At 73.7% G+C, this 13,198-nt stretch carries 14 protein-coding genes; 3 read left to right on the top strand and 11 right to left on the bottom strand.

Annotated features, from left to right (window positions below; all coding sequences use genetic code 11):
* Positions 1-63 precede the first annotated feature (63 nt).
* Positions 64-2,373, top strand: coding sequence for a glycoside hydrolase family 3 N-terminal domain-containing protein (locus AB0D93_RS12035; RefSeq protein ID WP_362117133.1), 2,310 nt, complete (start codon positions 64-66; stop codon positions 2,371-2,373).
* Between the two features lie 153 nt (positions 2,374-2,526).
* Entirely contained in the window at positions 2,527-3,393 is an 867-nt protein-coding gene (locus AB0D93_RS12040) for a hypothetical protein (RefSeq protein ID WP_362117136.1), read from the top strand.
* Positions 3,394-3,590: 197 nt separating this feature from the next.
* Here AB0D93_RS12040 and AB0D93_RS12045 read toward each other — a convergent pair whose 3' ends face one another.
* Genes AB0D93_RS12045 through tsaB form a run of 4 tightly spaced genes read right to left on the bottom strand, consistent with a single transcriptional unit; the run spans position 3,591 to position 6,091 of the window.
* A complete protein-coding gene (locus AB0D93_RS12045; RefSeq protein WP_362117139.1) occupies positions 3,591-3,848 on the bottom strand; it encodes a hypothetical protein in 258 nt (85 codons plus the stop codon).
* The gene (gene tsaD, locus AB0D93_RS12050; RefSeq protein WP_362117142.1) at positions 3,845-4,942 is read right to left on the bottom strand and encodes a tRNA (adenosine(37)-N6)-threonylcarbamoyltransferase complex transferase subunit TsaD; all 1,098 of its coding nucleotides are present in this window, start codon (positions 4,940-4,942) and stop codon (positions 3,845-3,847) included. The genes AB0D93_RS12045 and tsaD overlap by 4 nt, the downstream gene beginning before the upstream one ends.
* The gene (rimI, locus tag AB0D93_RS12055; RefSeq protein ID WP_362117272.1) at positions 4,935-5,417 is read right to left on the bottom strand and encodes a ribosomal protein S18-alanine N-acetyltransferase; all 483 of its coding nucleotides are present in this window, start codon (positions 5,415-5,417) and stop codon (positions 4,935-4,937) included. Before rimI ends, tsaD begins: the two co-directional genes overlap by 8 nt.
* Positions 5,418-5,434: 17 nt before the next feature.
* Positions 5,435-6,091 carry a tRNA (adenosine(37)-N6)-threonylcarbamoyltransferase complex dimerization subunit type 1 TsaB gene (gene tsaB, locus AB0D93_RS12060; protein ID WP_362117145.1) on the bottom strand — a complete coding sequence of 219 codons (657 nt, stop codon included), beginning with the start codon at positions 6,089-6,091 and terminating at the stop codon, positions 5,435-5,437.
* Positions 6,092-6,204: 113 nt separating this feature from the next.
* On the opposite strand from tsaB, the gene AB0D93_RS12065 reads away from it, so the two are divergent.
* A complete protein-coding gene (locus AB0D93_RS12065) occupies positions 6,205-6,753 on the top strand; it encodes a hypothetical protein (RefSeq protein ID WP_362117148.1) in 549 nt (182 codons plus the stop codon).
* An 83-nt stretch (positions 6,754-6,836) separates the two neighbouring features.
* Here AB0D93_RS12065 and AB0D93_RS12070 read toward each other — a convergent pair whose 3' ends face one another.
* The 7 genes from AB0D93_RS12070 to AB0D93_RS12100 all read right to left on the bottom strand — a co-directional run bounded on the left by AB0D93_RS12070 (position 6,837) and on the right by AB0D93_RS12100 (position 13,196).
* Complete coding sequence (locus tag AB0D93_RS12070) at positions 6,837-7,007, bottom strand: hypothetical protein (RefSeq protein WP_362117151.1); 171 nt, start codon at positions 7,005-7,007, stop codon at positions 6,837-6,839.
* A 125-nt stretch (positions 7,008-7,132) separates the two neighbouring features.
* A complete protein-coding gene (tsaE, locus tag AB0D93_RS12075) occupies positions 7,133-7,648 on the bottom strand; it encodes a tRNA (adenosine(37)-N6)-threonylcarbamoyltransferase complex ATPase subunit type 1 TsaE (RefSeq protein ID WP_362117154.1) in 516 nt (171 codons plus the stop codon).
* Entirely contained in the window at positions 7,611-8,873 is a 1,263-nt protein-coding gene (locus AB0D93_RS12080; RefSeq protein WP_362117157.1) for an alpha/beta hydrolase, read from the bottom strand. Before AB0D93_RS12080 ends, tsaE begins: the two co-directional genes overlap by 38 nt.
* A 125-nt stretch (positions 8,874-8,998) precedes the next feature.
* Positions 8,999-10,168: an alanine racemase gene (gene alr, locus AB0D93_RS12085; protein WP_362117160.1), complete on the bottom strand. Its 1,170-nt coding sequence runs from the start codon at positions 10,166-10,168 to the stop codon at positions 8,999-9,001.
* A 46-nt stretch (positions 10,169-10,214) separates the two neighbouring features.
* Positions 10,215-11,147 (bottom strand): L,D-transpeptidase, encoded by a 933-nt coding sequence (locus AB0D93_RS12090; protein ID WP_362117163.1) that lies wholly within the window; start codon positions 11,145-11,147, stop codon positions 10,215-10,217.
* A 178-nt stretch (positions 11,148-11,325) separates the two neighbouring features.
* Positions 11,326-12,759 (bottom strand): NAD(P)H-hydrate dehydratase, encoded by a 1,434-nt coding sequence (locus tag AB0D93_RS12095; protein WP_362117166.1) that lies wholly within the window; start codon positions 12,757-12,759, stop codon positions 11,326-11,328.
* A gap of 65 nt (positions 12,760-12,824) precedes the next feature.
* Positions 12,825-13,196 (bottom strand): holo-ACP synthase, encoded by a 372-nt coding sequence (locus tag AB0D93_RS12100; protein ID WP_362117169.1) that lies wholly within the window; start codon positions 13,194-13,196, stop codon positions 12,825-12,827.
* Between the last annotated feature and the right edge of the window lie 2 nt (positions 13,197-13,198).

A 13,198-nucleotide genomic window follows, 5' to 3' on the forward strand; every position in this document is an offset into this window, starting at 1 on the left:
CCCGGAACATTCGGTATTTTCTCCGAAACATTCGTGAGCGACAGTCAGAGTGACGGGAGTTCCATGACCACCGCTCCTTGGCGCGACCCCGCCCTGCCCGCCGACGCCCGCGTGGCCGACCTGCTCTCCCGGATGACCCTGGAGGAGAAGGCCGCCCAGCTGTACGGCGTGTGGGTGGGCGCCGCCACGGACGGCGACGGCGTCGCCCCCCTGCAGCGCGAGATGACCGCCGACTTCGACTGGGACGAACTGATCGCCCTCGGCCTCGGCCAGCTGACCCGCTCCTTCGGCACCGCACCCGTGGATCCGGCGCTCGGCGCGCGGGCCCTCGCCCGCGCGCAGCGCCGGATCGCCGCGGCCGGCCGCTTCGGCATCCCGGCCGTCGCCCACGAGGAGTGCCTGGCCGGCTTCACCGCCTGGCGGGCGACGGCGTATCCGGTGCCGCTCGCCTGGGGCGCGTCCTTCGACCCGGCGCTGGTGGCGGAGATGGGCCGGCGGATCGGCCACGACCTGCGCGCCTGCGGCGTCCACCAGGGCCTCGCCCCCGTCCTGGACGTGGTCCGCGACCCGCGCTGGGGACGGGTCGAGGAGACGATCGGCGAGGACCCGTACCTGGTCGGCACCATCGGCACGGCCTACGTCCGCGGCTTGGAGGCGGCCGGGGTCGTCGCCACCCTCAAGCACTTCGCCGGGTACGCGTCATCGGCGGGCGCCCGGAATCTCGCGCCGGTCCGCGCGGGCGTACGGGAGTTCGCCGACATCACCCTTCCCCCCTTCGAGATGGCGCTGCGCGAGGGCGGGGCCCGCTCGGTGATGGCGGCCTACACCGAGACGGACGGCGTGCCCGCCTCCGCCGACCCGCGGCTGCTGACCGAACTGCTGCGCGAGGAGTGGGGTTTCACCGGCACGGTGGTCGCCGACTACTTCGGCATCGGGTTCCTGCAGACCCTGCACCGGGTCGCGGCGGACGAGGCGGAGGCGGCGCACCGGGCGCTGGCCGCGGGCATCGACGTCGAGCTGCCGACCGTGAAGTGCTACGGCACCCCGCTCGTCACGGCCGTACGCGAGGGCCGTGTCCCTCAGGCGCTGGTGGACCGGGCGGCCCGCCGGGTCCTGACGCAGAAGTGCGAGCTGGGCCTGCTGGACGCGGACTGGCGGCCGGAGCCGCGGGACACGGTCGACCTGGACTCGGCGGAGAACCGGGCCCTGGCCCGGCGGCTGGCCGAGGAGTCGGTGATCCTGCTGGACAACCCCGACGGACTGCTGCCGCTGGCCCCCGGCGCCCGGATCGCGGTCGTCGGCCCGCGCGCGGCGGACGCGCTCGCGATGCTCGGCTGCTACTCCTTCCCCTCCCACGTCCTCACCCACCACCCCGACGTCCCGCCGGGCATCGAGATCCCCACCCTGCTGGACTCGCTGCGCGCCGAACTCCCGGACGCGAAGGTCACGTTCGCCCCGGGCTGTGACGTCGTGGACCCGGACACCGGCGGCTTCGCGGAGGCGGTGGCCCGGGCGGCGGAGGCGGACGTGTGCGTGGCGGTGCTCGGCGACCGGGCGGGCCTGTTCGGCCGGGGCACCTCGGGCGAGGGCTGTGACGTGGCCGACCTCCGACTGCCCGGAGTGCAGGCGGAGTTGCTGGACCGGCTGGTGGCGACGGGGGTCCCGGTGGTGCTGGTCCTGCTGACCGGGCGGCCGTACGCCCTGGGCCGCGCGCACGGCCGGCTCGGCGCGGTCGTGCAGGCCTTCTTCCCGGGCGAGGAGGGCGGACCCGCGGTGGCCGGGGTGCTGTCCGGCCGGGTGAACCCCTCCGGGCGCCTGCCGGTGAGCGTGCCGCGCGAGCCCGGCGGCCAGCCCTGGACCTATCTCCAGCCGCCGCTGGGGCTGGCCGGCGAGGTCAGCAGCCTGGACCCGACCCCGCTGTACCCGTTCGGCCACGGCCGCTCGTACACGACGTTCGCGTGGGAGGACGTCCGCGCCCCCGAGGCCGAGATCCCGACCGACGGCTCGTACGACCTCTCCGTCACCGTCCGCAACACCGGCGACCGTGCCGGTGCCGAGGTCGTCCAGCTGTATCTGCACGACCCGGTGGCGAGCGTGACCCGGCCCGACGTACGGCTGATCGGGTACCGGCGGGTGGAGCTGGCCCCCGGCGCGTCCCGGCGGCTGACCTTCCGCTTCCACGCCGACCTGTCCTCCTTCACGGACGGCACGGGGGCACGGGTGGTGGAGCCGGGCGCGCTGGAGCTGCGGCTGGCCGCGTCGAGCACGGACGTACGGCACCGGGCGCGGCTGCGGCTGACCGGGCCGGTACGGACGGTGGGGGCCGACCGGCGGCTGCGGTGCGAGGTGGAGGTGTCCGAGGGAGCCGATTGAACGCCAGGGGTCGGGTGGAACGTATGGAGCCGCGGCGGAACACATCGAACCAAGTTCCGCAAGACCCATGACACGGGCGTTCAGGCTGCTTTCAGATTGCCCCTGGCAGGGTCGGGCCGTAAATGATCACCCCCCCACCCGGCAGGAGCGGTTTTGACGACGACGAAATCCGTCATGAAGAAACTGCCCGAGGTCACCCTCGCGTTCTGGATCATGAAGATCGCGGCGACGACCCTGGGCGAGACCGCGGGCGACCTGTTCGCCCAGACGCTCAAGCTCGGCTACTTCCTCACCACCATCGCCCTGTTCCTGGTCTTCGTGGTGACGCTGGTGGTCCAGCTGCGCTCCGCACGCTACAACCCGTTCTTCTACTGGACCGTGATCCTGTCGACCTCCATGGCCGGCACCACCATGTCCGACTTCATGAACCGGGACGCCAGCGCCAAGTACCTCTCGAACGGCGCGACGAAGCTGGGCTGGGGCCCGCAGGGGCTGGGCCTCGGCTACCCGGAGGGCGCCGCGATCCTGATCTCGATCCTGCTGCTGATCTTCCTCGGCTGGAAGCTGAGCGGGATGACCTTCCAGATCACCGAGATCGTCACCTTCCGGGGCGAGGCGCTGTTCTGGTCGGCGATCCTGGTCTCCAACACCCTCGGCACCTCGATGGGGGACTTCCTGTCCGACAGCTCGGGCCTGGGCTATCTGGGCGGCGCGTCCCTGGTGACCGGCCTCCTGCTGGTCCTGGTCGCCCTGATGAAGGTCCCGGCGGTGCCGAACGTCCTGCTGTTCTGGATCGCGTTCGTGCTGACCCGCCCGCTGGGCGCCACGGCCGGCGACCTCCTGACCAAGCCGGTCGCCAAGGGCGGTCTGAACCTGGGTACGGCCGGTTCCTCGGCGGTGCTGCTCGCGGTGCTGTTCGGCCTCATGGCCTACGCGCATCTGCGGGAGCGCCGGGCGGCACCGGCGCCGGCGGCACCGGCGGCGGGAGCGGCCGAGCCCCAGCGGGCCGGGCACCGGTAACGCGAAACCCCGCCCCGGATGTCCGGGGCGGGGTTCGTGTGGAGCGCCGGGCAGGCCTTGCACCTGCATCTCCCCGCAGGAAGCGGGACGTCTTTCCTTGGACCACCAACGCACTGCGTCCGGGTCGGTTCCCGTTTCCGGGGTCCGGCCGTTCGCTGTGTGATGATCATAGCCCAGTCGGGCCGCACACCTCAACTTCAGCCGTCGGTCACCGACTCGAACCGCCAGCGGTGCACGGCGCGCGTCACCAACCCGCCTTCCGGCTCGGGCAGTTCGGGCAGTTCGGCGTCGTACGGCGCGTCCCACCAGGTGATGACCAGCACCCGGTCCTGCGGTGCCCGGAGGGTCTCGCGGCGCAACGGCCGCGCCGGCAGGCGTTGTTCGCGTACCCAGGCGAGGAGTTCCGCTCCCCGCCCTTCGGCCGCCCGGGCCTCCCACATCAGCGCGACGGTCACGAGTACAGGTTCTCCTTGCTGACCTCGTGCACATGGTCGTGGTCTGCGGGGACGTGCGGGTCGGTGACCGGCAGGGAGGAGTCGGCCGACAGGTCCCAGCCGGAGGCGGCCCGGTTGCGGGCGACCATCTCGGCGCCCAGCGCGGCCACCATCGCGCCGTTGTCCGTGCACAGCTTGGGACGCGGCACGCGCAGCCGGATGCCGGCCGCCTCGCAGCGTTCCTGGGCGAGCGCGCGCAGCCGGGTGTTGGCCGCGACACCGCCGCCGATCATCAGGTGGTCCACGCCCTCGTCCTTGCAGGCGCGCACGGCCTTGCGGGTCAGCACGTCGACGACGGCCTCCTGGAAGGAGGCGGCCACGTCACGGACCGGGACCTCCTCGCCGGCCGCGCGCCTGGCCTCGATCCAGCGGGCCACGGCCGTCTTCAGGCCGGAGAAGGAGAAGTCGTAGGCGGGGTCGCGGGGGCCGGTCAGGCCGCGCGGGAAGGCGATCGCCGCCGGGTCGCCCTCGCGCGCGTAGCGGTCGATGACCGGGCCGCCGGGGAAGCCCAGGTTCAGCACGCGGGCGATCTTGTCGAAGGCCTCGCCGGCCGCGTCGTCGATGGTCGAGCCCATCGGGCGGACGTCGGAGGTGATGTCCTCGGACAGCAGCAGGGAGGAGTGGCCGCCGGACACCAGCAGGGCCATCGTCGGCTCGGGCAGCGGGCCGTGCTCCAGCTGGTCGACACAGATGTGCGACGCCAGGTGGTTGACGCCGTACAGGGGCTTGCCCAGGGCGTAGGCGTACGCCTTGGCCGCCGAGACACCGACGAGGAGGGCGCCCGCGAGACCGGGCCCCGCGGTCACGGCGATGCCGTCGAGGTCCCTCGCGGAGACTCCCGCCTCCTTCAGGGCGCGGTCGATGGTGGGGACCATCGCCTCCAGGTGGGCGCGGGAGGCCACCTCCGGCACGACGCCCCCGAAGCGGGCGTGCTCGTCGACGCTGGAGGCGACGGCGTCCGCCAGCAGGGTGGTGCCGCGGACGATGCCGACGCCGGTCTCGTCGCAGGAGGTCTCGATGCCGAGTACGAGAGGCTCGTCGCGTGAGTCAGTCATTGCTCTCGGTTTCCTGTACTGAACGTACTGATGAAGAAGGGTCGCTCAGGCGCATCACCAGGGCGTCCACGTTGCCCGGCTGGTAGTAGCCGCGTCTGAAGCCGATCGGCTCGAAGCCGAAGCGCTCGTAGAGCTTCTGCGCACGCACGTTGTCGACCCGGCACTCGAGCATCACCTCGTGGCACTCGAACGCGGTCGCCGCGCGCAGCAGCTCGGCCAGCAGCCGGCCGCCGAGGCCGGTGCCCTGGAGTTCGCGGGCCACGGCGATGGTCTGCACGTCGCCCTGCTCACCGGCGGCGACCAGCCCGGCGTAGCCGACGATGCGGCCGTCCGTCTCGGCCACGACATAGCGCCGGGTCGCCTCGGCGCCCCGGGAGTGGGCCAGCTCGGACCAGAACATGCCCCGGGACCAGGTGTCCTCGGGGAACAGGTCCTTCTCCAGCTCCAGGACCGGGTCGATGTCCCACCAGCGCATCTCGCGCAGTCGCACCGTCACTTCGGGGTGACCACCTTGTAGTTCTTGGGCACCTGGGCGTCCGGGCGGCGCAGATACAGCGGCCGGGGGGCCGGCAGCTCCTCGCCCGCGGCCAGCTTCTCCACGGCGAGCGAGGCGAGGGCGGCGGCGGAGACGTGCTCGGGCTCGTGGGTGCTCGGGAACGTGTCCGGGTAGAGCAGCGCACCCGCACCGACCGCCGGCAGGCCCGCGACCCGCTCGGCGATGTCGGCCGGCCGGTCCACGGCCGGGCCGGTCAGCCGGGTGCGGGAGTCGGCGTACGTCGCCCAGTAGACCTCCTTGCGCCGGGCGTCGGTCGCCACGACGAAGGGGCCCTTCTCGATGTCGGCGGCGTAGGCGAGGCCGTCCAGCGTGCACAGGCCGTGCACCGGCACACCGAGCGCGAGGCCCAGGGTGTCGGCGGTCATCAGGCCGACGCGCAGGCCGGTGTAGGGGCCGGGACCGGTGCCGACGACGATGCCGGTGACGGCGTCCGGCTTGAACCCGGCCTCGGCGAGCACACGGTCCACGGCCGGCAGCAGCAGCTCCCCGTGCCGGCGCGCGTCCACCTGACTCGACGAGGCGATGACGTCCGTGCCGTCGTGCAGCGCGACGGTGACGGCGGGTGTTGCGGTATCCAGAGCGAGCAAGAGCACGCGAACAGCCTACGGCGCCCGCGCCTCGTACATCGCCGTCCCGGTCGTACGGTCACCGACTGCTACGGTCTGTACGAAGTACGACATATGGCGCGAGGCAGAGGTGGTCGCAGGTGGCAGGGATCAGCTCGGCGATCGTGGCCGGCCTCACCGTGGCGGCCGTCGGAGCCGTCGGCTTCCTCGCCTACCAGGCCCAGGGGCACGTGCCGGCGAGCCTCGGCGGCCGGCCCGGCCCGAACGCCTCGTCCCTGGCCGGCCGGGTCCCCGGGCACCGGCACGATCCGGCCGTCCTGCCGGGCGGGTCGGGCACGGGTGAACGGGTCGTGTACTCGGTGGACGACGACCGGGTCTGGCTGGCCGACGCCGACAACCTGATGGAGCGCAGCTTCAAGGTCACCCCGGGCAGCATCGACCCGCTGCCGGGCACCTACTGGATCACGTCCCGCTCGGCCGCGGTGACCGGCACGGACGGCGTTCCCGTCGAGCACGTCGTCCGGTTCACCAGCGTGGACGGGCTGGCGATCGGGTTCAGCGCGGCGGTAGCTCCGCGCACCGCGGCCGACCCGGCCGTGCGGACCGGGGGGATCCGGGAGACGCGGGCGGACGGGGATGCGATGTGGAGGTTCGCGACGATCGGGGTGAAGGTCGTCGTGATCCGCTAGGGCCTGGCGTTCGGATCAGGCCGCAGGACAGCGCCGGGGCTGATCGGCGACTGCGGCGTCACCAACCTCTCCGGACGACACACCTAGGCGGCGCGGGGGTGCCGTGCGGGGCCGTCGGCCGCCCGCTTGTCCGGCTCGGCCGGACGCTCCGGGCGGACCTGCGGGGCCCGGGGCGGCACGGAGACCGCTCGTGCCGCCGCGCACGACGCCAGCAGCTCGTGCATGGTCACTTCGGTGGGGCGGGGAGCGGTCATGGAAACGCCTCCTGAGGTGCGGGGGCGGCGCGGTTAGGCATGCCTAACCACGGGCTGGACACCATGTGACCACGTCCGGGAGGTCCCGCGCAATATGTTGCCGACAGCCTGTCGGAACCCGGCGCTCAGGCCGTGAGCGTCTCCAGACCCGTCTCGGCCCAGCGCTCCCCCAGCCCGGTCAGCGTCACGTGCCGCACCTCGTCCGTGGTGTCTCCGACGGCCCGGTGGATGACGACCTGGAGCCGGTCCTCCGTCAGCTCCTCGACCTTGCCCTCGCCCCATTCCACGACGATCACCGAGTCGGGCAGGTTGACGTCGAGGTCCAGGTCCTCCATCTCGTCCAGTCCGCCGCCGAGCCGGTAGGCGTCCACATGGACCAGGGGCGGGCCGTCGCCGAGGGAGGGGTGCACCCGGGCGATCACGAAGGTGGGCGAGGTGACCGCGCCGCGCACGCCGAGGCCCTCGCCGAGTCCCCGGGTGAGCGTGGTCTTGCCCGCACCGAGCTCGCCGCTGAGCATCACCAGGTCACCCGCGCGCAGCAGCTTGGCCAGCCGGCGGCCCAGCTCCCGCATCTGCTCGGGCGAGGTGATCGTCAGCCGGGTCTCAGCGGGGTCCCGCGGTGCTGCTGCTGGTGCTTCCATAGCCCATAACCGTAGCCCCTGCGGGCACCGCACCCGCGCGGGTGAGCAGGTCGGCGAGGCGGTCGGTGACCACTTCGGGGTGTTCCAGCATCACCAGGTGCCCGGCGTCCGGTACGAGGACCAGCTCGGCCTCCGGCAGCAGGTCGGCTATGGCCTCGCTGTGCTCGCTGGGCGTGACCAGGTCCTGGACTCCGGCCAGCACCAGGACCGGCATCTGCCGGAAGGAGGCGAGCGCCTCGGTCTTGTCGTGGTCGGTGAAGGCCGGGTAGAACTCGGCGACCACGTCGATCGGCGTGGACTCGATCATCCGCTCCGCGAACCGCGCGACGGCCGGGTCGATGTCCCGCCCGGCGAACGAGTACCGCTTGATGATCCCGGTGAACAGTTCGGCGGTGGCCCGGCGCCCCTTCTCCACCAGCTCCGCCTGCTGCCCGAGCGCCTTCAGCACCCCGGGCAGGATCCGGCGCACCGCGTTGACGCCGGCCACCGGCAGGCCGAAGTTGACCTCGCCGAGCCGCCCGGACGACGTCCCCACGAGGGCGGTCGCGACGACCCGTTCCCGGATCAGCTCGGGGTACTGGGCGGCGAGCGCCATCACGGTCATGCCGCCCATCGAGTGCCCGACCAGCACGAGGGGTCCCTCCGGTGCGGCGGCGTCGAGGACGGCCTTCAGATCGCGGCCGAGCTGGTCGATGGTGAGCGGCACCCGGTCCCGGGTCTGGGCCACGCCCCGCCCGGACCGGCCGTGGCTGCGCTGGTCCCAGTGGACGGTCCGTACGACCCCGCGCAGCGCCGCGCGCTGGAAGTGCCAGGAGTCCTGGTTGAGGCAGTAGCCGTGGCTGAAGACGACGGTGACCGGGGCGGGGGCCTTGCGGCCGAACAGCCGGCGCCGGCGCGGGGAGACGTTCGGGCCCGGGTCGGGCTCGACCTCGTCGACCTCGTAGTACAGCTCGGTGCCGTCGTCGGCCAGCGCCTTGCCCGGGGTGCCGCGCAGGGTGCCGTAGGGGCCCGCGGAGTCCAGCGCCAGCCGGGCCTTCCTGCGCACGCCGCGGCCCACCGTCATACGCTCGATGGCGACGCCGGCCGCCGCGCCGGCGGCCAGCACGCCTATCGCGGTGCCGGCGATGCCGGTCGCCCTGCGCCAGCTCCCGGCCGCCCCCGCGGCGGACGCGGCGGCCGCCGAGGCGACGACGTCCGCCACAGCCTCCGCGCTGCTCTCGCTCACGTACCGCTCCTCTTCGCCGTGGTTCGCCGGTGGTCCACTCCGATGGTGCCGGTGCGGTCGCTGTTCCAGGTATGACCGCAGTTACAGATGGGCCCCCCGATTCAGGCGGCCCCTCCCGAACCGGGTTACCCGAGTTCTTCCCCGTTCACATAGACGCGAGGAACCCGGGTTCCGATGCGCGTGACGATTTCGTACGCGATCGTGCCGCAGGCCTGCGCCCAGTCCTCGGCGGTGGGCTCACCGCGGTCGCCGGGCCCGAACAGCACGGCCTCGCTGCCCACCGGGGGCTCGTCGCCACCGAGGTCCACCACGAACTGGTCCATGGCGACCCGCCCGGCGACCGTGCGCCACTTGCCGTCGACCAGCACCGGACCGGTGCCGGAGGCGTGCCGGGGAACGCCGTCCCCGTAGCCGATGGGGACGAGTCCGAGCGTGGTGTCGCCGGGGGTGACGTAATGGTGGCCGTAGCTGACCCCGTGGTCGCCCGGAACGTGCTTGACCAGGGCCAGCGAGGCGCTGAGCGTCATCACCGGGCGCAGCCCGAAGTCGGCCGGGGTGCCGATCTCCGGGCTGGGCGAGATGCCGTACATGGCGATGCCGGGGCGGACGAGGTCGAAGTGGGTCTCGGGGAGGGTGAGCGTGGCCGGCGAGTTGGCGATGTGCCGCACCTCGGGGCGGACGCCCTGCTCCTCGGCGTACGCCAGCATCTCCCGGAAGCGCTCCAGCTGGGCGGCGATGGAGGGGTGCCCGGGCTCGTCGGCGCAGGCGAAGTGCGACCACAGCCCGGTGACCTGGACCAGCCCCTCGGCCTCGGCCCGCAGGGACTCGGCGACCAGGGCGGCCCAGTCGGGGCCGGGCTGGCAGCCGTTGCGGCCGAGTCCGGTGTCGGCCTTGAGCTGCACGCGCGCGGTGCGCCCCGCCTCGCGGGCGGCCGCGACGACCTCCCGCAGCGCCCACATGCCGCTCACCGACACGTCGATGCCGGCCTCGATCGCCTGCCGCCAGGGGCCGCCCGGCACCCACAGCCAGCACAGGACCGGGCCGGTCAGCCCGGCCGCGCGCAGCGCGAGGGCCTCCTCGGGCGTGGCGGTGCCGAGCCAGGTCGCGCCCGCCGCGAGGGCCGCGCGGGCGCACGGCACGGCGCCGTGGCCGTAGCCGTCGGACTTGACGACGGCCATCAGGGCGGCACCGGGCGTCCGGGCGCGCAGGGCACGCACATTGGCCCGCAGGGCGCCCAGGTCGATCTCGGCGCGGGCGCGCAGGGGGGCGGTCGGCACAGTCGAAGTCTCACTCATCGCGCCCCCAGTCTCTCAGAGGGCCGTACGGCCCCCGGTCGCAGTCTCAGGTACCCGGCCGGCGCCCCCACACGTAGACATGGTCGCCCTTCTTCAGCACGCCCCACAGTGTGCGCGCGTCGCCGAGCTTGAGGTTGACGCAGCCGTAGGAGCCGACGGTCGTGTAGATGGTGCCGTAGACGGCGTGGAAGGCCTCGCCGCTGTCGAAGAACTGGGCGTACGGCATGGGCTCGTTGTAGAGGGTGGACCAGTGGTTCTTGTGCCGCCAGTAGACGGTGTGCCAGCCCTTGCGGGTGACGTGTCCCTTGCGACCGCTGCGCATGGGCACCGGCCCGAACACCACCTCGGAGCCCTTCTGCACCCAGGTGAGCTGCCGGTCCAGATCGACGCAGGCGACCTTGTACGACCGCACGGGGCACTTCTTGGCGGCGTTCGGGTTCTTCCTCGCCGAGACGAGCATCATCGTCGACCAGGTGACGGGGCCGGCGAACCCGATGGCGGGCTTGATCTTGTGCTTGAGCTGGAAGGCGCGGATGGCCTTGCAGTCGGCGGCGGACTGCCTGCCGTCGACCTTCAGCTTCAGCCACCGCTCCACCTGGCGCTGGTAGGGCCCGGTCTGCTTGCTGCACGTGACTTTGGAGACGGCGTCGTCGAGCGGCACGTACTCGATGAGGTCGTACGTGCCCGGCGCCGCGGCCTTGGGCTCGACGGCGTCCTCCTGCGCGCTGGGCGTGTACACCCTCGGCGGCAGCGCCTGGTCGGGCGTGTCGATCTGCCAGGGCTGAGCGGGGCCGGGCGCGACGCCGGGGACCAGTTCGGGGACGGGGGCCTGGGCGGGGGGTGCCGGTTTCGTCGCCGCCCGCGCGGGGGCCGGTACGGCGGCGGCCGCGGTCCCGGCCGCGGCCCCGGCCACCGGGAGGGCCGTCGCGGTGGCGAGCAGCACCGCGACGCCCCGGGACGCGATTCGTCTCCTGATCATGCAATCAGCCAAACGCGCGGCCCCGACGCTTCAGCGGCGCCGCGCGGCGGTGTCACCCGTGTCGCCTACCGGGCGACACGGGTGCGGCACGGTGGTTCGGCGGCCGCGGGTGCGGGGGGGGCGGCCGCGCCTGTCCCCACGCCCCTTCGAGGCGCTCCGCGCCCCAGCCCCCGGCCCGCTACCGCATCCGCACGTCCCGCCACGCCTCCGGGATACGGTCCGCCACGTCATGGGCCCCCGCCGGCGCCCCGTCCGCCGCGAACCGCCCGGCGAGCCCGTGCAGATACGCCGCCACACTCCCCGCGTCCACCGCCGGCAACCCCGCCGCCAGCAGCGACCCGCCCAGCCCGGACAACACGTCCCCGCTCCCCGCAGTGGCCAGCCAGGAGGTCCCCGTGGGGTTCGCCCGCACCGCCCCGCCCCCGGCGTCGGCGACCAGGGTCGTGGACCCCTTCAGCAACACCGTCGCCCGGTACACGGCCGCCAACTCCCGCACCGCGGCCAGCCGAGCCTCCTCGACCTCCTCCCGCCGCACCCCCAGCAGCGCGGCCGCCTCCCCCGCATGAGGGGTCATCAGCGTCGGCGCCGTACGCCCGCGCACCGCGTCCCGATCGGCCAGCCGCAGCCCGTCCGCGTCGAGCAGCACCGGTACGTCCGCCCCCAGCACCTCGGCCACGGTCGCCGCGTCGTCACCGGCGCCGGGTCCGACCACCCAGGACTGCACGCGCCCCGCCTTCTCCGGCCCCCGGTCGGAGACGAGGGTCTCCGGGAAGCGGGCGATGACCGCCTCCCCCGCGGGCCCGACGTACCGCACGGCCCCCGCCCCGCCCCGCAGCGCCCCGGAGACGGCGAGCACGGCGGCGCCCGGATAGCGCGCGGACCCGGCGGCGATCCCGACGACCCCCCGCCGGTACTTGTCGCTCTCCGCGGACGGCACCGGCAACAGCCGTGCCACGTCGGCGTGTTGGAGGGCCTCCAACTCGGCCTCGGCGGGCAGGTCGAGACCGATGTCGACGAGCCGTACGACCCCGGCGTACTCCCGCGCCGGATCGATCAGCAGCCCGGGCTTGTGGGTGCCCAAGGTGACAGTGAGGTCGGCCCGGATCGCGGCCCCCCGCACCTCGCCGGTGTCGGCCTCGACCCCGCTGGGCAGGTCCACGGCGACCACGGCGGCCCGGGAGCGCCGGGCGGCACCGGCCAGGGCCTCGGCCCCGGGCCGCAGACCGCCCTTGCCGCCGATCCCGACGATCCCGTCCACGACGAGGTCGGCCCGCTCGACCAGCTCGTCGGCGCCGTCGGCCGCGGCGACGGCTCCCCCGGCCCTGCGCAGAGCGGCGAGCCCCCCGGTGTGCGCCCGCTCGGGCGAGAGGAGCACAGCGGTGACCCCGGCGCCCCGCCGGGCCAGCCGCGCCCCCGCGTACAACGCGTCGCCGCCGTTGTCGCCGCTGCCGACGAGCAGCACCACCCGGCTGCCGTACACCCGCCCGAGCAACTCGGCGCAGGCCGCGGCCAGCCCCGCGGCGGCCCGCTGCATCAGCGCGCCCTCCGGCAGCCGTGCCATCAGCGCCCGTTCGGCCGCCCTTACCGTCTCCACGCCGTACGCACTACGCATGGCACCGAGTCTGCCCCGCAAACCCCGCCGTCCACACCCCGGCCGTTCAGGTCCTGGCCGTGTTCCTAGCCCTCGGCGACCACCACGGCCGAGGCGACGCCCGCGTCGTGGCTGAGCGAGACGTGCCAGGAGCGCACCCCCAGCTCGGCGGCCCGCGCGGCCACGGTGCCCGTCACCCGCAGCCGGGGCTGCCCGCTGTCCTCGACGTACACCTCGGCGTCGGTCCAGTGCAGCCCGGGCGGGGCTCCCAGCGCCTTCGCCAGGGCCTCCTTCGCGGCGAACCGGACGGCGAGCGAGGCGATCCCGCGCCGCTCCCCGCTGGGCAGGAGCAGCTCCCGCTCCACGAACAGCCGGTCGGCCAGCCCGGGCGTCCGTTCCAGCGACGCGCGAAACCGGTCGATCTCGGCGACGTCGATCCCCACTCCGATGATGCTCATGC

The organism is Streptomyces sp. NPDC048191 (genome assembly GCF_040652655.1).
Classification (GTDB): Bacteria; Actinomycetota; Actinomycetes; order Streptomycetales; family Streptomycetaceae; genus Streptomyces.

Bases quoted from the DNA above. Each gene is read 5' to 3' on its own strand.
- AB0D93_RS12035 (WP_362117133.1), top strand. From the start codon at position 64: ATGACCACCGCTCCTTGGCGCGACCCCGCCCTGCCCGCCGACGCCCGC.
- tsaD (WP_362117142.1), bottom strand. From the start codon at position 4,942: ATGACTGACTCACGCGACGAGCCTCTCGTACTCGGCATCGAGACCTCC.
- rimI (WP_362117272.1), bottom strand. From the start codon at position 5,417: ATGCGCTGGTGGGACATCGACCCGGTCCTGGAGCTGGAGAAGGACCTG.
- AB0D93_RS12070 (WP_362117151.1), bottom strand. From the start codon at position 7,007: ATGACCGCTCCCCGCCCCACCGAAGTGACCATGCACGAGCTGCTGGCG.
- tsaE (WP_362117154.1), bottom strand. From the start codon at position 7,648: ATGGAAGCACCAGCAGCAGCACCGCGGGACCCCGCTGAGACCCGGCTG.
- alr (WP_362117160.1), bottom strand. From the start codon at position 10,168: ATGAGTGAGACTTCGACTGTGCCGACCGCCCCCCTGCGCGCCCGCGCC.
- AB0D93_RS12090 (WP_362117163.1), bottom strand. From the start codon at position 11,147: ATGATCAGGAGACGAATCGCGTCCCGGGGCGTCGCGGTGCTGCTCGCC.
- AB0D93_RS12095 (WP_362117166.1), bottom strand. From the start codon at position 12,759: ATGCGTAGTGCGTACGGCGTGGAGACGGTAAGGGCGGCCGAACGGGCG.
- AB0D93_RS12100 (WP_362117169.1), bottom strand. From the start codon at position 13,196: ATGAGCATCATCGGAGTGGGGATCGACGTCGCCGAGATCGACCGGTTT.